Origin of the sequence: Daejeonella sp., assembly GCF_044342615.1 — a bacterium.
Lineage (GTDB): Bacteria > Bacteroidota > Bacteroidia > Sphingobacteriales > Sphingobacteriaceae > Daejeonella.
The window spans coordinates 1-17794 of the sequence record NZ_JBIIPN010000052.1; the positions used below are offsets into that span (position 1 = coordinate 1).

The 17794-nt window shown below is 37.2% G+C and carries 17 protein-coding genes; 7 read left to right on the top strand and 10 right to left on the bottom strand.

Annotated elements, in window-relative coordinates:
* Positions 1-19: 19 nt before the first annotated feature.
* The 3 genes from ACIQ0D_RS06250 to ACIQ0D_RS06260 are packed head-to-tail and all read right to left on the bottom strand — an operon-like array spanning position 20 to position 2347.
* Positions 20-640, bottom strand: coding sequence for a DUF5683 domain-containing protein (locus ACIQ0D_RS06250; RefSeq protein ID WP_395803830.1), 621 nt, complete (start codon positions 638-640; stop codon positions 20-22).
* Complete coding sequence (locus ACIQ0D_RS06255) at positions 640-1542, bottom strand: ParB/RepB/Spo0J family partition protein (protein WP_395803832.1); 903 nt, start codon at positions 1540-1542, stop codon at positions 640-642. The genes ACIQ0D_RS06250 and ACIQ0D_RS06255 overlap by 1 nt, the downstream gene beginning before the upstream one ends.
* Before the next feature lies 1 nt (position 1543).
* Entirely contained in the window at positions 1544-2347 is an 804-nt protein-coding gene (locus ACIQ0D_RS06260; protein ID WP_395803834.1) for a ParA family protein, read from the bottom strand.
* Positions 2348-2513: 166 nt separating this feature from the next.
* On the opposite strand from ACIQ0D_RS06260, the gene ACIQ0D_RS06265 reads away from it, so the two are divergent.
* Positions 2514-3035: an NADPH-dependent FMN reductase gene (locus ACIQ0D_RS06265; RefSeq protein WP_395803836.1), complete on the top strand. Its 522-nt coding sequence runs from the start codon at positions 2514-2516 to the stop codon at positions 3033-3035.
* Between the two features lie 38 nt (positions 3036-3073).
* Here the strand turns inward: ACIQ0D_RS06265 and ACIQ0D_RS06270 are convergent, their stop codons facing one another.
* From ACIQ0D_RS06270 to leuS, 3 genes are all read right to left on the bottom strand, one after another.
* Positions 3074-4000 carry a cobalamin-binding protein gene (locus ACIQ0D_RS06270; protein WP_395803838.1) on the bottom strand — a complete coding sequence of 309 codons (927 nt, stop codon included), beginning with the start codon at positions 3998-4000 and terminating at the stop codon, positions 3074-3076.
* A gap of 80 nt (positions 4001-4080) precedes the next feature.
* A complete protein-coding gene (locus ACIQ0D_RS06275; protein ID WP_395803840.1) occupies positions 4081-6573 on the bottom strand; it encodes a TonB-dependent receptor domain-containing protein in 2493 nt (830 codons plus the stop codon).
* Positions 6574-6744: 171 nt separating this feature from the next.
* The gene (gene leuS / locus ACIQ0D_RS06280; RefSeq protein ID WP_395803842.1) at positions 6745-9537 is read right to left on the bottom strand and encodes a leucine--tRNA ligase; all 2793 of its coding nucleotides are present in this window, start codon (positions 9535-9537) and stop codon (positions 6745-6747) included.
* A gap of 196 nt (positions 9538-9733) precedes the next feature.
* Between leuS and ACIQ0D_RS06285 the strand changes: the two genes are divergently transcribed.
* The 6 genes from ACIQ0D_RS06285 to ACIQ0D_RS06310 all read left to right on the top strand — a co-directional run bounded on the left by ACIQ0D_RS06285 (position 9734) and on the right by ACIQ0D_RS06310 (position 14146).
* Positions 9734-10612, top strand: a complete 879-nt coding sequence (locus tag ACIQ0D_RS06285) for a cell division protein FtsX (RefSeq protein ID WP_395803844.1) — start codon at positions 9734-9736, stop codon at positions 10610-10612.
* Positions 10612-10848, top strand: a complete 237-nt coding sequence (locus ACIQ0D_RS06290; RefSeq protein WP_291403721.1) for a DUF3098 domain-containing protein — start codon at positions 10612-10614, stop codon at positions 10846-10848. The genes ACIQ0D_RS06285 and ACIQ0D_RS06290 overlap by 1 nt, the downstream gene beginning before the upstream one ends.
* Positions 10848-11642 (top strand): undecaprenyl-diphosphate phosphatase, encoded by a 795-nt coding sequence (locus ACIQ0D_RS06295; protein WP_395803846.1) that lies wholly within the window; start codon positions 10848-10850, stop codon positions 11640-11642. The genes ACIQ0D_RS06290 and ACIQ0D_RS06295 overlap by 1 nt, the downstream gene beginning before the upstream one ends.
* Positions 11642-12367 carry a tRNA pseudouridine(55) synthase TruB gene (gene truB, locus ACIQ0D_RS06300; RefSeq protein WP_395803848.1) on the top strand — a complete coding sequence of 242 codons (726 nt, stop codon included), beginning with the start codon at positions 11642-11644 and terminating at the stop codon, positions 12365-12367. The genes ACIQ0D_RS06295 and truB overlap by 1 nt, the downstream gene beginning before the upstream one ends.
* A gap of 27 nt (positions 12368-12394) precedes the next feature.
* On the top strand, positions 12395-13372 hold the full coding sequence (locus ACIQ0D_RS06305) for a bifunctional riboflavin kinase/FAD synthetase (protein ID WP_395803850.1): 978 nt from the start codon (positions 12395-12397) through the stop codon (positions 13370-13372).
* A gap of 228 nt (positions 13373-13600) precedes the next feature.
* Complete coding sequence (locus tag ACIQ0D_RS06310) at positions 13601-14146, top strand: transposase (RefSeq protein WP_395803852.1); 546 nt, start codon at positions 13601-13603, stop codon at positions 14144-14146.
* 308 nt (positions 14147-14454) lie between these two features.
* Here ACIQ0D_RS06310 and ACIQ0D_RS06315 read toward each other — a convergent pair whose 3' ends face one another.
* The 4 genes from ACIQ0D_RS06315 to ACIQ0D_RS06330 are packed head-to-tail and all read right to left on the bottom strand — an operon-like array spanning position 14455 to position 17785.
* Complete coding sequence (locus tag ACIQ0D_RS06315; RefSeq protein ID WP_395803854.1) at positions 14455-14874, bottom strand: OsmC family protein; 420 nt, start codon at positions 14872-14874, stop codon at positions 14455-14457.
* A gap of 30 nt (positions 14875-14904) precedes the next feature.
* Complete coding sequence (locus ACIQ0D_RS06320; protein WP_395803856.1) at positions 14905-16155, bottom strand: sulfate adenylyltransferase subunit 1; 1251 nt, start codon at positions 16153-16155, stop codon at positions 14905-14907.
* 1 nt (position 16156) lies between these two features.
* Positions 16157-17062: a sulfate adenylyltransferase subunit CysD gene (cysD, locus tag ACIQ0D_RS06325; RefSeq protein ID WP_395803858.1), complete on the bottom strand. Its 906-nt coding sequence runs from the start codon at positions 17060-17062 to the stop codon at positions 16157-16159.
* A 42-nt stretch (positions 17063-17104) separates the two neighbouring features.
* On the bottom strand, positions 17105-17785 hold the full coding sequence (locus ACIQ0D_RS06330) for a phosphoadenylyl-sulfate reductase (RefSeq protein WP_395803860.1): 681 nt from the start codon (positions 17783-17785) through the stop codon (positions 17105-17107).
* Between the last annotated feature and the right edge of the window lie 9 nt (positions 17786-17794).

Here is a 17794-nt window from a genome sequence, read left to right on the forward strand (position 1 = left end):
GCAACTTTATGTTTCTGAATCATAGGACAATTTTTAGCTTGACGCCTAGCACCGGACTAACACCCGAGGCATGAATAGGACCTTGATTTAAACTCGGACTCACCTTTACTGATAGATCGTCAGAGATATCAAACCTGAAAAATTTTGCATCTACGTAGGCATCAATGACATTTATTGCATAGAATCCTAATCCCCCAAGGACAGAAAGATCACGATTACGGCGGTAAGAATCTTTAATACTAATTATTCCCTCTGTTGTAAAACGCGCATAAAGCGGATTTTGTGTCTTCCCCGGGTTTTCTTGCCTAAATTGAGCCTCCTTCAAAAAAACTTTATAATAACGTTGATTAAACTCAAAAACAAGGCCTATCCCAACAAAACCACCATAAACCAATGGTACCTTCCACCAGCGTTTATTAGTAATTTGTCCGAGACCGGGAAGCAAAGCTGAATTTAAAGCAGCACGACGTGGCATAGCTTCAATGGCAAGACGAGCAGAATCTTTTACTACAGGCTCTTTTTTTATTACTTTTTTGCTGGTGTCTTGACGAGCAGAACTAGCGTCCACAATTTGTGAAAAAGCTTGCCCGTGCGCCAAAAAACACATCAACAATAACCCAAAAAGGATTTTAGTGTACATTACCAATCTAACATTTCCAAGATGCGGGAAAGATCTTCATCCGACATGAAATTAATTTCTATCGAACCCTTACCCTTATCTCCAACCTTTAATTTAACATTTGTGCTAAATTTAGAAGCAAGATCGTCTTGAATTTTCATGTATTGGAAAGAAATTCCACCAGATTTTGAGCTTTTCTTTTCCTTTTCTTTGCCTAATGCTTTGATCTGGCTAACTAATTCTTCCACCTTACGGACTGATAGCCCATGCTTCATAATCTCCTGATAGATATAAAGCTGTTTATCAGAATCCTCTACAGAAATTAAAGCACGTGCATGACCCATAGATAGATTTCTATCGCGTATTGATGCCTGAATAACTGGAGGTAATTTTAAGAGACGAAGGTAATTGGTTACGGTAGAGCGATTTTTACTCACTCGGTCGCCAAGCTCTTCTTGTTTTAAGTTACACTCATCAATCATTCGCTGAAAGCTCAAGGCAACCTCAATGGCATTTAAATTTTCACGCTGAATGTTCTCAATAAGAGCCATTTCCAGCATCTGCTGGTCGTTAGCCGTACGAATATAAGCCGGAATCTCTCTAAGACCAGCTAATTTAGATGCACGCAAACGACGTTCACCTGAGATTAGCTGATAAGAATTTTGACCTGCTTGCCTAACAGTTATCGGCTGAATTAATCCTTGTAACTTGATTGAATCAGATAGCTCCTTTAAAGCCTCCGCATCAAATTCTGTCCTAGGTTGAAATGGATTTACCTCAACTTGATCAATCTGTACAAAACTAATAGATCCCAAAGAGGGTTTGTCATTACTTATCTGCTGACGGTTATTTTCCGGCAAATCAGAATCATCAAGTAATGCTTTTAATCCTTTGCCTAAACCGGTTTTTTTCTGGTAGATCATATTACGCTGAGACTTGTTTTTCAGCTTCTTCCTTTGAAGCCATTCCGTTTTTCTTAATAATCTCTCTTGCCAAATTAAGGTAATTTATGGCGCCTTTGCTACTCGCATCATGCATAATTACAGAGATACCATAACTTGGTGCCTCACTTAATCGGGTATTTCTTTGAATAATTGTTTCAAAAACAAGCTCCTCAAAATGGGTCTTTACTTCTTCTACAACTTGGTTCGACAAACGGAGTCGGACGTCATACATGGTTAAAAGAATGCCTTCAATTTGAAGATTAGGATTCAATCTGCTCTGAACAATTTTAATGGTATTTAGGAGTTTCCCTAATCCCTCCAATGCAAAATACTCACATTGTACAGGAATAATTACTGAATCAGCAGCAGTTAATGAGTTAATGGTTATTAAACCTAATGAAGGAGAACAATCAATGATTACAAAATCGTAATTATCCTTTATTTTCTCAAGCACTGCCTTCATTTTAAACTCGCGATCTGGCATATTGATCATTTCAATTTCAGCACCCACAAGATCGATATGAGCAGGTAAAAGATCTAAAAATGGGGTATCTGTACTGATGATAGCTTCTGAAGGATTAATCTCATTGATAATACACTCGTAAATACTAGATTTAATACTGCGTGGGTCAAATCCAATTCCAGATGTTGAATTTGCTTGCGGATCTGCATCAACCAGTAAAGTACGATATTCAAGTACAGCTAAGCTAGCTGCGAGATTGATTGAAGAAGTAGTTTTACCTACACCTCCCTTTTGATTAGCTAATGCAATGATTTTGCCCATATAAAAAATAATTACAAATATGTGATATTAAAAAAGCCTGAAATTTTAATCAAAGCAGACCAAAAGACTACTTTTGCTAAATCTACTTAAATTAAAAAGCGAAGATACAAAATAAAACAATTTACACCGCTGAGCGATTTTCGTTTTGCACATCTAATTAATAAAAATGACAACAATTATATCCTGTACAAACCGTCAAGGTAGCAATTCACTTAAGCTTTCCGAATACTACAAAAAACAAATTTTAGCTAAAGGTGCTGAAGCTGAGATCTTTTCACTAATGGATTTGCCAGACAATTTTATCAATACAGACTTATACGGTAAACGTAGCGAAGCGTTCCAAAGTATTCAAAATAAAATTTCTGCTACCTCTAAATTTATTTTCATTGCCCCTGAATATAATGGCAGCTTCCCTGGTATCCTAAAGCTTTTTATTGATGCTTGTACTTTCCCTGATAGCTTCTTCGGAAAGAAAGTAGCACTTGTGGGACTTTCAACTGGGAAATATGGTAATGTTCGTGGAATTGAGCATTTAACCGGGATTTGTCACTATATCAACCTGCATGTTTTACCATTACGTATTCATATTCCTTCAATCGGAAAAGAATTTAATGAAAATGGCGATTTGTTTTTAGAAGATACCGTAAAATTTGTCGACCAACAAATTACTAACTTCCTTGAATTTTAATGAAATTCAAAGATCTGGCAATTTAAATTGCCAGATCTTTATACTTTAAATTGTAACCATCCACTACCCTCGTAGCCGAATATAAACTGCTTAGGATTAATAATTTCGGCCATAATCTCAATACTATCAGTCATTCTTGGTCCCGAACGATTAAAATACTGGTTCCCATCTACAATAAATATCTTCTGATTTTGAACCGCCTTAAGATCCGACCAGCCAGGTAAATCAATCAATAAATTTATTTCTTGCAATGTTCTTTGTATTGAAAATCCGCAGGGCATAATGACCAAGATATCTGGATTACATTGTACAATATCATCAAAGTTAACATAGGATGAATGCTTCCCTGATTGCGTTAAAACAGGCACACCACCTGCAATTTCTACAATTTCGGGAGTCCAGTTGCCAGCAATCATCATTGGAGCAAGCCACTCTACACAAGCCACACTAGGTTTTTCACTAATAAATTTAAGCTTATGACGAATAATATTAATTCGTTCTTCGGATAATTCCATTAATTCTAGACCCGCATCGGGCACCCCCAACTCATTCGCCATTAGCTGAATATCCTTGTAAACATCATCCAAACCATTAGGCTTTAAGGAAATAATTCGGCATTCTTTCTCCAATAGATCTTTCAATGCTAGCTCCACATCGTTCAGGCTTACTGCACATACCTCGCATTGTGCCTGGGTGATGATTACATCAGGGGCCAATTGCTTAATTAGATCTCTATCAATATGATAGATGGAAAGCGAATCGGATAAAATCTCCTTAACTTGACTATCAATTTCGGCACTACTAGACCCTGAAATAAATTTTGCAGATGAGCAAATGGGTAAATTAGCAATACTTGAAGGATAATCACATTCATGAGATTTTCCAATTAATTGATGTTCTAAACCCAAAGCGCAGATTACTTCAGTTGCTGCAGGCAAAAGGGAAATTATTCTTTGATGAGGCATACTTGACATTTCAACAAATGTAAATATTAAAAAAGGCCAGATGCAATGCACCCAGCCTTTTTATCTAAAAAAATTATTTTTTATTGATTACCCATATTTTGTTCACCTTGCTTCAAATCATCATTGCTAACACCACGCTTCTTCTTTGGAGCTTGCATAGTCATCTTACCAAAACGGTAGCTAAAGCTTGTCCCGAATGAACGGAAAGGAATGGAGAAATTACTTGCCTGAGTAAAATTGGCCCCCAAAATGCTGGAACGGAAGTTCTTTCTTTCATTAAAAGGATCGATAATGGTTAAACCGATACTTCCCTTTTTCTTCATAATTTCCTTCTTCATACCAATATTCCACATATTAAATGATGGATTCTTGCCTTGGGCAGTCCGACGTGGCGAATTAGTAATCAAAAATGATTCTAAGGTTAATCCCTTAGGAAACACGTAGGAAGCCATGAAAAATCCGTTATAAATCAACTGAGTAGACAAATTAGCATTCGCTACAGCTACCGTATTATTCGTATTGATATCATAAGTAAAGGCATTGAAATTACCTCTTAGGGTAAGTGGCTTAATCGGGTTAATCTGACCGAAGAAATTAAACCCAAGCGAATTATTATTACCTACATTTCGGAAAGTAGTTTTAGAACCTACTGCATTTGATCCTGAACTTGGATCTACAACTGTAATTGGTATCACAAAACTTTCAATAATATCATTGGTACGACGATAATAAACCGATGCGTTTAAAACTGAGGTTTTTACAAACATAGAATAGTTGAACTCAATATTATGCGACAATTCTGGCCTTAATTCTGGATTCCCTTGCGATTGATTAAAGATATCTGCACTATTCAAGAATGGGTTTAAGTAAAATAAACTCGGTCTTTGTAAACGCTGATTATAGCTAAATTTAACGGTTGAGAAATTTTTAAATGTTCTGGAAATCACAAAACTTGGAACCAAATTATAATAATTACTGTTGAAAGGTGCAGCAGCAGCTCCTAAAGATCTTGCATCACCCTGTATCTCTGTCCCCTCATATCGAGCACCAGCTCTAATACCATACTTTTTGGCCAATGTAAAGCCAAATGTAGCATATGCTGAGTACACATTCTGATTATAATCGTACACATAAGTACGAGCAGAAATTGGTGTAAATAGGCTCGTAGTTGAATTAAAATTTCTAGTTTGATTATCACTCACAATATCTCTCAAAATACCTTTAACACCCGTTTCGAAAGTTACCTTCTTAAAAGGATGGGTATAATCTACCTGAATGGTGTTTTCTGAATTATCGGCATCATTATTACCATACTCATCAATAATAGTATTTGAAAAATCAGTAGAATAATCATTATTCTGCACACTATTGGTAAACTGATAAGCTACAGAAATTTGCTGATCCTTCTTTTTGAATTTATGCAGAAAATCGCTACTCCAATCAATTCCGTTCATCTTCGTCGAATTATCGGTTAAACGAGTGAAATTCACCGCAGCACCATTGAACATGTTTTGATTCAAATTGAAACCATCCGCTCCGTTACTCATTCCTGTCATACGTAAATTGGAACTGATCGAATTAAAACTATTGAAATCATAATCCATTCCTAATGAGCCATTTACCGAAAGACGATCGGTTTTACTCTCCCCATTTTGACTAACAATCTGACTTGCATCTGTATTTGAACGGTTGAACGTAAGAATACTTGTTTGTGGCCATGAGTAATAACCTCCTCCATTGGCGGTAAGGGCTAAGCGACCAGTTTTTGCGTTTAAATTTAGGTTTCCGCTGTTCTGGCGAGTACCTACTCCACCATTTACTGAACCACTCACACCTGCTAAATTATTCTTTTTAGTGATGATATTAATAATTCCGGAAGTCCCCTCTGCATCATACTTAGCTGATGGTGAAGTAATTACCTCCACATTTTTAATCTGATCAGCTGGGATGGCTTTTAATGCATCGGCGATATTATTTGCCATGGCACCTGAAGGTTTACCATTAATTAATACCCGAACATTTTGACTCCCACGGAGTGATACATTTCCCTCGAAATCAACTGATAGTAAAGGGACTTTTCGGAGTACATCCGTTGCATTTCCACCAGCAATAGCAATATCCTGCTCGGCATTATACACCAATTTATCAATTTTGTTCTCTATAATTGGGGTAGTTCCAGTAACAACCACCTCATTCAGCATGCTTTGATTTGGCCATAAAAGAATACGTCCCAAATTTACATCCGGCTTAGCTGGCGTAGTCTTTACAGAATCAATAATTTTAGTTTGATATCCTAAAAAGGCAATCGTAACACGATAAACTCCTGCCGCAATTTTATCTATTTTGAAGGCTCCCTTCTCATCTGTTAATGAACCATTCGTTGTTTTAGTTGATCCTGTCCTGCCTAAAGAAACAGTAGCATAATCAATTGGCTTTGATGTTAGTGAATCTATGATAGTACCTGTTATTCTACCAGTTATAGCCGGAGCAGCTGCTGCGCCGCCACCCATGCCTTGTGCCGAAGCAAAATTGATACCCGTTAATAAGGTCAGTATTAGTAAAATGTATTTCATTTATTTGGTTTTATAGAAATTAGTCGCGAAAATACGCGCTTTGTTACAACAATTGGATTTTCAATTGTTAATTGAAGGTAAAATCAATTTCAGCATAAATACATTAGCCATTTATACTGTAATAAAAAATTGAGGATGAAAATATCTTCACCCTCAATTTTTACATATAATTTAAATAACTATATTAATTATTTTATTTTTAACGAAAATAATTTTCTTTGGATTTTTGCCTTCTAAGTATTTTTGGAGATCTTCATTTGATAGCACAATCTCTTCTACCTCCGCCTGACTCAAGCTCAAAGAAATATTCAAGTTCATTCTAGTCTTGCCATTGACCGAAATTGGGTAAGAAAACTCATTTTCAACTAGATATTCCGGATTAAATACAGGGTAATTAGCTACCGAAAGCGTACCTGGCGCATTTCCTAATAAGGTCCAAAGTTCTTCAGTAATATGAGGTGCATAAGGGGCAAGCACGATTACTAAATCCTGAATAATCTTTCTTTTATTACACTTTAGGTCGGTTAACTCATTCACACAAATCATAAAACTTGAAACCGAAGTATTGAATGAGAAGCGTTCAATATCCTCTTCTACCTTGCGGATGATTTTATGCAATGCCTTATATTCAGCTTTAGAAGGCTCATCATCAGACACATTGAAATTAAAATCATCGTCATGGGCAAGTTTCCAGAACTTACGTAAAAACTTAAAAACTCCTTCAATACCATTGGTATTCCAAGGTTTACTTTGCTCAAGCGGACCGAGGAACATTTCGTACATTCTCAAGGTATCGGCACCATAGCGTTCTACGATATCATCTGGGCTAACCACATTGAATTTAGATTTCGACATCTTTTCAACTTCTACGCCACAGATGTATTTACCATTTTCAAGAATGAATTCAGCATTTGCAAATTCTGGTCGGAAATCTTTAAACTTTTCCAAATCCAAAATTTCATTTTGCACGATATTCACATCCACATGAAGTGCCGAAGTGGTATAATCAGATTTCAATCCATAGGATACAAATTTATTAGTCCCACGCCCATCTCCATCAATGATACGATACACAAAATTTGACCTTCCTTGGATCATTCCCTGGTTAATCAATTTTTTAAATGGCTCTTCCTCAACTACATATCCCCAGTCTTTCAAAAATTTATTCCAAAAACGACTGTACAATAAGTGTCCGGTTGCATGTTCAGATCCTCCAATATAAAGATCCACATCCTTCCAATAGGAAATAGCATCTTTTGGAGCAAAACCATCCTTATTTCTATCTTCTTGGGATGCCATGTATCGATACCAATACCAGCTTGATCCTGCCCATCCAGGCATGGTACTCAGCTCATATTCAAGCTCTCCCTTATATTTCCAATTTTCTGCTCTTCCTAGAGGTGGCTCTCCACTTTCTGTAGGCAAATATTTATCTACTTCAGGTAATACAAGTGGTAAATCCTCTTGGGCGATTAAATAAGGTAATCCATCTTTAAAATAAACGGGTACAGGTTCGCCCCAATAACGCTGACGACCGAAAATTGCATCGCGTAAGCGGAAATTTACTTTAGCTTTTCCTGCACCTAATTCTTCCAGCTTAGCAATCATTTTTGCTGTTGCTTCTTTATATTTTAGGCCATTTACAATACCAGAATTGATATAAACACCTTCTTTTGTAGGATCTGCTTGCACATCTAGGTCTACTTGAGCATCAGAGATAGCAATGATTGGCAATCCAAATTTTGTTGCAAAAAGCCAGTCGCGTTGATCACCAGAAGGCACAGCCATTACAGCACCGGTTCCATATCCAGCAAGTACATAATCAGCAATCCAAACCGGAATTGCTTCTCCGCTAATTGGGTGCTTGGCATAACTTCCGGTAAAGGCACCCGAGACCGTCTTGGTATCCGCCATGCGGTCGAGTTCCGATTTCTTTTTCGTTTGCGCAATATAATTCTGGATTTCTTGTTTTTGACTTTCAGTAGTCAATCCTTCAACAAGCTCATTTTCAGGAGCTAATACCAGAAAAGTTGTCCCATATAATGTATCTACACGAGTTGTAAATACCTCAATATAAGCATCTCCAACTAGCTCGAAACGCACTAATGCACCCACACTTTTACCAATCCAATTACGTTGCATTTCCTTTAGCGGATCTGGCCAATCAATATGATCCAAACCCTGAATTAAACGATCTGCATAGGCGGTAATACGCATACTCCATTGCATCATTTTCTTTTGCTCAACGGGGTGACCACCACGCTCCGAATAACCATCCTTCACCTCATCGTTGGCAAGAACAGTCCCTAATGCAGGGCACCAGTTCACCGTACTTTCACGTAAATAAGTCAGGCGATATTTTAAAATTTCTTTCTGCTTTTCACTATCAGATTTCGAATTCCACTCTTGAGCACTAAAGCTCTCCACATCGTCATCACAAACCGCTCTTAATCCAGAAGAACCCGATTTCTCGAATTTCTTAATGAGCTCCTCTATATTTTCTGCCTTATCACTTTCAAGGTTATACCAAGAATTAAATAAAAGCATGAATATCCATTGAGTCCACTTATAATAACCTGGATCACTGGTTCTTACCTCCCTACTCCAATCGAATGAAAAACCCAAATTATCAAGCTGCTCACGATAGCGATTAATATTAGTCTCGGTAGTTATTGCAGGGTGCTGACCTGTTTGAATGGCATATTGTTCAGCAGGTAATCCGAAAGAATCGTATCCCATGGGATGCAAAACATTAAATCCTTTTAAACGTTTATATCTTGAGAAAATATCGGAAGCAATATAACCTAGTGGGTGTCCAACATGCAGACCTGCACCTGAAGGGTAAGGAAACATATCCAAAACGTAGTATTTTGGTTTTTCCGAAGAATTTTCAACTTTAAAAGTTTGATTTTCGGCCCAAAATTTTTGCCACTTCTTTTCTATATCTCTAAATTGATAATCCATTGTTAAATTATAAGTCGCAAAAATACTAAAATCTACGGTTTTTTGGAATGGAAAGCATCATCAAATTCCATTTCAGACCAGTTTAAGGGCTAATTATTTTTTTTTAACAAAGTTTAACGGCTAAATAAGGTCATATAAACGCATATTATTTACCTTTACAGCTGAAATCATTATTTTAGTACCATAAAATTTACTCATGGAAGAATTTGAAAGTAGCAACTCAAGCCGAAAAACTAAAACTATTTACGTTTCTACCGTAATTAGTATTGCTTTGGTTTTATTGATGACGGGTTTATTGGGACTGATTTTGGTTCATGCAAAAAACCTTTCCAAATATGTTAAAGAGAATATTGTACTTAACATTATTGTGAATGAAGGAGCTAAAGAAGTAGATATCACTGCGCTGCAAAAGCAATTGAATTCAGACCCCTATGTTCTAAAAACACAATATGTTAGTAAAGAATTAGCAGCTCGAAATTTAACCAAAGATTTGGGAGAGGATTTTGTCGATTTTCTAGGATACAACCCACTTTTATCATCAATAGATGTGTATTTAAAGGCCGACTATGCCAATAATGAAAGTATTCAACAATTTACTGCAAAAATCAATAAAAACCCTTTAGTTAAGGAGGTTGTCTATCAAAAATCATTGATTGACATGGTAAATCAAAATATTCAGGGAATCGGATTAGTCATCTTAGCCTTTGCAGCGATTTTATTGATGATTGCGGTTGCCTTGATAAATAACACCATCCGATTAGCAATCTATTCGCAGCGTTTCCTTATAAAAAGTATGCAACTGGTGGGGGCAACAAAAAACTTTATCCGTAAGCCATTTTTAAGTATTGGAATTGTCCACGGACTTTTAGGTGCGCTTATAGCGATTATTTTATTGCTCATCACACTTTATGTGGCTCAGCAGCAAGTTCCTGAAATGATTATCCTTCGTGATTGGTTTGAATTTAGCATGGTCTTTTTCGGGGTAATTATCTTAGGCATATTAATTTCAGGCCTTAGCACCTATTTTGCAGTGAGCAAATTCTTACGTTCAAAAATTTACGATCTTTATAAATAATGACACAAAAAACAACACCCACAAAAGAAAGTCAGAACGAAACATTCGTTTTCGGAAAAACAAATTATCGCTTGTTAATTTTAAGCATTTTATTGGTTGTTAGCGGATTTATTTTGATGATCGGTGAAACTGATATTTACGAGTTCAGAAAGATTGTCCTCGCCCCTATTGTTGTCTTAGCAGGCTTCGGATTAGGTTTTGTGGCAATTCTTAAAAAACCCGCACAAGAAAAATAATGAATCTATTTCAGGCGATCATTCTGGCCATTATTGAAGGCCTGACTGAGTTTTTGCCGGTATCTTCTACCGGACACATGATTATTGGGTCTTCTATCATGGGGATTCAATCGAATGAATTTGTAAAGCTTTTCACGGTTGCAATCCAATTGGGTGCCATTCTATCAGTAATTGTGCTTTATTTCAAGCATTTTTTTCAATCAGTAGGTTTCTATTTTAAACTTTTAGTAGCATTTCTTCCTGCTGTATTTTTCGGGCTCCTTTTAAGCGATAAAATCGACCAATTGCTCGAAAGTCCCCTAGGCGTTGCCATTGCCCTCCTTATTGGTGGCATCATCCTCTTATTTGTAGACAAGTGGTTTAAAGATGGCAGCATCGACAACCCAGATGACATTTCTTATAATACTGCGTTAAAAATTGGTTTGTTTCAATGTATTTCTATGATACCTGGAACCTCCCGTTCTGCCGCTACTATTGTTGGAGGAATGTCGCAGCGACTAACAAGAAAAGCGGCAGCAGAATTTTCATTTTTTCTAGCTGTTCCTACCATGTTTGGAGCAACAAGCAAGAAGTTATACGATTTTTATAAAAACGGATTCGAAATTAGTAGTGAGCAAGTAAATCTTCTAATTATTGGAAATGTAGTTGCATTTATTGTGGCCATGCTCGCCATCAAATATTTTATTACCTTCTTGCAAACTAAGGGCTTCCGCCTGTTTGGTTGGTACCGCATCATTGTTGGAGGCATTATTCTTATTTTGCTTCTTTCGGGATATGATCTTCACGTTATCTAATGGAGGAGAATAAGGAAAAAGAATTCCCGGAATTCAATTTTGCTGAAGGAGAGATGCTTCTTATCAATAAGCCCTACACATGGACAAGCTTTGACGTAGTAGGAAAAATCAGAAACTCCTTTAAACCCTTGAAATTAAAGGTTGGACATGCAGGTACATTAGACCCTCTTGCCACTGGATTACTGATCATTTGCACTGGAAAGTTCACCAAAAAGATTGATGAATTTCAAGCTCAAGAAAAAGAATATACCGGTACAATGATATTGGGAGCAGGAACGCCATCTTATGATATGGAGACAGAAGTGGATGAAACATTCGATATCAGCCATATTAGTGAGGATATGATTAAGGCAAATACTCCGCAATTTCTTGGCGATATTGATCAATACCCACCCGCACATTCTGCGATTAAGGTAGACGGTGAGCGCCTTTACCACAAAGCCCGTAGAGGAGAAAATGTGGAATTAAAAACCCGTAGGGTTAGTATAAGCGAATTTGAAATAACACGTATTGAGCTTCCCGAAATCGACTTTAGAGTGGTTTGTAGCAAAGGGACTTACATTCGTTCTTTGGTGCATGACTTTGGTAGAGCAATGGGTAATGTGGCTTATTTGAGTGCATTACGCCGGACAAAAAGCGGGGAATATCATGTAAATAATGCATTTGAAGTGATGGAACTCGTAAATCACATACGCCAATTGAAAGAACAGGTAACATTAAAATAATATTTAATTTTGCCTGCCATCAGCAATATGAAAATCTATACCCACATCGACGAATTTAAGCAGATTAAAAATGCGGTGCTAACCATCGGCACTTTTGACGGGGTTCATATTGGGCATCAAAAAATAATCAGCCGACTAAAAGAAGTTGCTCAACAAAAAGGTGGAGAAACTGTAATTCTCACTTTTTTTCCGCATCCGCGGATGATATTACACCCCGATGATTTGAATATCAAGCTGATTAGCACGATGGACGAAAAAGCGGAATTAATGAAGAGCTTAGGTATTGATCACCTAATAATCACTCCTTTTACCCGCGATTTCTCCAATTTAAATCCGCAAGAATATATAAAAGATATTCTCGTAGAAAAAATTGGCACCACCCATATCATTATTGGATATGACCATCGTTTTGGTAAAGATCGGAGTGGCGGATTAGCAGAACTACAGAATTATGCATCGGAATTTGGTTATGAAGTTGAGGAGATTCCAGAGCAAGATATTGATGATGTGGCCATTAGCTCCACAAAAATCAGAAATGCACTCCTTAGCGGCGATGTAAAAACAGCCGAAAGTTTTCTAGGCTATCCCTTTCACCTCAGTGGAAAAGTTATTAAAGGTGACCAAATTGGAAGAACAATAGGCTTCCCAACCGCAAACTTATTCATTGAAGAAAGCTATAAGCTAATTCCAAGTGATGGTATTTATGCCGTCAGCGTAGATTTCAAAAGTGGACAATTAAAAAATAAAAGCGCCAAAGGTATGGCTTATATCGGCCACCGACCCACAATTAATGGCATGAGCCGAAATATCGAAGTCAATATTTTTGATTTTAACGAAGATATTTATGGTGAAACCATCCGTTTAAATTTCCTGAAATATTTGCGTGACGACCAAAAATTCAATTCCTTGGATGAATTGAAAGAGCAATTGGCGAAGGATGAGGTGGGAGGGCGAATTGTAGGGACAGGTCGCGACCTGTCCTCCAGCCATATTAATTGCAAATAATTTTATTTGATATCTATCGTAATCTACACCAACAACATATACGATTAAATATATTTGTTTTTTGAAGAGGACAGGTCGCGACCTGTCCCTACGGCGCGAATGCATAACCGTTCCCTAAAAGATCTACTCCGATCCCTAAAAAATCGAATTTTTCTAAAAATGTTTTTTCTACCTTTTCTTACATGCAAATGCACAAATACAAAAAGCATTACATGATTAAAATTTCCAATGATGAGATCTAGAAAAAGTAACAGAAAACAAAATTTCAATTATGCTAGTGAAGGGATTTATTTCATAACATCTTGCTGTAAAGGAAGAGTTCATCATTTTGGAGAAGTGATAAATGATGTGATGGATTTAAACGAATTTGGATTAATTGCTCAAAATCAAATTTTATGGTTAGAAAAACAGTATCCATATATTTCCTTACATAATTCCGTAGTTATGCCCAACCATGTACATATTTTATTTGAAATCGCCGTAGGGACAGGTCGCGACCTGTCCACTTCACCCATAAATAGGACAGGTCGCGACCTGTCCCTACCGAAAATAAAATCCGTTTCATCATTAATAGGAGCATTTAAAACCACCACATCAAAATCAATACATTTGGCAGGCAATTACTCTTTTTCGTGGCAAAGGTCATTTCATGATCGAATTGTTCATGATTCCAGAAAATATGATCTCATAAATAAATATATCACAGAAAATCCTAAACTCTGGAGTCAAGATATTTTTAATAAGTTCACTAACCCTAATTATAAAGAAAATTAAATTTTCGTTATAAAGGAAGATTACTACAAAAACACTTAAATAATTTGACTAAAACCGGTCAACTCTAATCAGGGAAGTACACCTCCGAATACATTGGGTCGATAAGCCAATTTGTTTTTACTGCTGAATCCATATTTTATATTTTTTATTAAATAATTCATTTCAAAATAAAAATATAGAAAAATAGATGTTTAAACATGTAATTTTGAGGTCATATAACAATTGCAAAAACCAAGCCTAAACAATAAAAAAGGGGCTAATTGCCCCTTTGAAATATCAAAAAAAATGATTATATTAATACTTTGCCTTTATTTTACGATATCAATCGTATAATTAATTTCTACTCCACCAGCAACAAGCATATCATGCACTGAACAGTATTTTTTAACTGCTAATTCGGCGGCACGGTCAGCTTTGGCTGGATCAATATTCCCTTTTAGGGTAAAAGCCATGTCGATTTTAGTGAATACTGGTGGCAACTCCTCTCTACGCTGGCCTTCTACAGTCACTGAAAAATCTTTAAGGTCTTGTTTTTGTTTTTTCAAAATAGATACCAAATCCAAAGCACTACATGAAGCTAAAGCCATCAAAACCATTTCCATGGGCCTAACACCTAAACCTTCGCCACCCAATTCTGGTGATCCATCAATATGAACCTTTACGCTTGATGAAGGTGCCGATGCTTCAAAGTGCACTGCATCATTTACTCTCTTTAATTCTACTTTCACAATCTTCTATTTTTGCGCAATTTAAAGAATTTACTCAGCATTCGCACGAAACATCAAACTCCCAACAGTCAGATTTGTCCGAGGATCAATCAAAATAGCCCCACCATTCAGTTTATTCTCTTGATATAGATCAAAAGCTAGTGGCTCGGCAGTCCGAATACTAACTCTCCCAATGTCATTCAATTGGAAGCTATCAGCATCGACCTTTTCCAAGGTATTGATATTCACTTTATAAAGAATTTCTAGAATTTTACATTTAGTAAGCTTACTATTATGCTGTAAAAGGTACGTGATCGAAGGGTCGAGCACTTTGGTATCCATCCAGCATAAATCGGCTTCAATAGATTGAGAAACGGCAGGTTCATGGTCAGAATTCACCAAAATATCACCCCTGCCAATGTCAATATTATCCTTTAAATGAAGGGTAACGGATGAGCCAACTGACGCCACATCTTGTTCCTGCATATTGATTTCAATCTTATAAATTTCAGATTTTATGCCCGAAGGAAACACGGTAATTTTATCGTTAATGCGGAAGCTTCCACTTAAAACCCTACCCGCATATCCACGATAATCGTGTAATTCATCCGTTTGAGGACGAATAACCCACTGGACTGGCATTCTTGCTTTCGAAGATTTTTTATCCTCATTTACTGCGATGCTTTCCAAATGATCCAAAAGACTCTTTCCATCATACCAAGGCATATTATTGGATTTATTCACAATATTGTCGCCTTTCAAAGCACTAACAGGAATATAAGTCACCTCCTTAAGCTTTAATTTCTGAGCAATTTTAGCATAAGCCTCACGGATAACATTGAACGTATTTTCATAATAATCAAGCATATCCATTTTATTGATACATACTACCACATGATTGATTTCTAGCAAAGATACCAAGAAAGAATGTCTAATAGTTTGCTCTACCACTCCATTGCGAGCATCAACTAAAATAATGGCCAAGTCAGAGTTTGATGCTCCAGTAACCATATTTCGCGTATACTGAATATGCCCTGGAGTATCGGCAATTATAAACTTACGACGTTCCGTCTGAAAATATTTATAGGCCACATCAATGGTAATCCCCTGCTCACGCTCGGCTTTTAGTCCGTCGGTTAAAATAGCCAAATCAATCGTTCCATCATCATTTTTACGGTTCGACTGTTGTAAAGCTTCGAGTTGATCAGCAAGAATAGAATCGCTATCGTAAAGTAATCGACCAATTAAAGTACTTTTGCCGTCATCTACACTACCAGCGGTAAAAAATTTAAGTAAATCCATATTAAAAATAGCCTCCCTTCTTTCTGTCTTCCATGGCAGCTTCCGACACTTTATCATCCATTCGGGCTCCTCTTTCACTAATTTTAGATTGTTTAATCTCTTCGATAATAGCATCAATTTGATCTGCATCCGATTCCACAGCAGCTGTGCAAGTCATATCACCAACCGTTCTAAAACGAACATTTTTACGTTCAATTTTATCCTCCGCATCCATATTCAAACAATCGGCAGCAGCCATTAACTGACCATTACGCGTAATCACATCCCTTTGATGCGCAAAATAAATAGAAGGCAGCTCTATCTTCTCTCTACGAATATAATTCCAGACATCTAGTTCCGTCCAATTACTGATTGGAAAAACCCTCACATTTTCACCTGGATGAATCTTTCCATTGAAAATATTCCATAATTCTGGACGTTGGCGTTTCGGATCCCATTGACCAAACTCATCACGCACAGAAAAAATACGTTCTTTCGCCCTTGCCTTCTCCTCATCTCTGCGAGCACCACCAATACAAGCATCAAACTTAGCTTCGGCAATCGTATCAAGCAGGGTGACTGTTTGCAGGGCGTTCCTGCTCGCGTTCTTGCCTGTCTGCTCAATTACCTTCCCTTGATCAATCGACTCTTGCACATGCCCTACAATCAATTTCTCGCCAATACGAGCAATCATCTCATCCCTAAAGCTAATGGTTTCAGGAAAATTATGTCCCGTATCGATATGAACCAATGGGAATGGGAATTTACCTGGCCTAAAAGCCTTCTCAGCAAGTCTAACCAATGTAATCGAATCCTTCCCACCAGAAAAAAGGAGAGCCGGCCTTTCAAACTGTCCGGCAACCTCGCGCAAAATAAAAATCGCTTCAGCCTCCAGCTGGTCTAAATAAGTAGTGTCTTGTTTATTCATATTTTAATTATTCATGCCAACGCATGAGATTATCAATTTTACTTAGGAAGAATGTAAACCACATTCCTTTTTATCCTGATCTTCCCACCACCAACGTCCAGCTCTAAAATCTTCACCCTCGTTCACTGCACGGGTACACGGCGCACATCCAATGCTTGGAAAGCCCTTGTCATGCAATGGATTGTACGGAATATTATAGGTTTTAATATAATCCTTAACCTCCTTCAGCGTCCAATTAAAAATGGGATGAAATTTATGTAATCCATTCGCGGCATCCCATTCCACTGCATGCATATCTTCACGGTTAGGCGATTGCTCAGCTCGAATACCTGTAATCCATAAAGAATTTCCAGCTAAGGCGCGTTTGAGAGGTTCAATTTTTCTGATTCCGCAACATTCCTTTCTATTGGCTACCGATTCATAAAAACTAGATGGGCCCTTTTCAGAAACCATTTTTTCAACTTGCTCTGTATGAGGATAATAAGCTTTAATTGCTACGCCATAACGCTCAATTGTACGGTTCCAGACATAGTAAGTCTCTGGAAATAATCGCCCTGTTTCAAGCGTAAACACTTTAATATCTAATTTATTAGTAAAAATGATGTGAGAAATCACCTGATCTTCCCAGCCAAAACTCGTTGAAAATATAATTTCCCCTGGAAAACGTTCTACCAATGCTTGAAGCGATTTTTCGATGCTTAGACCCGCTATTTCTGCAAGTATTTCGACCGA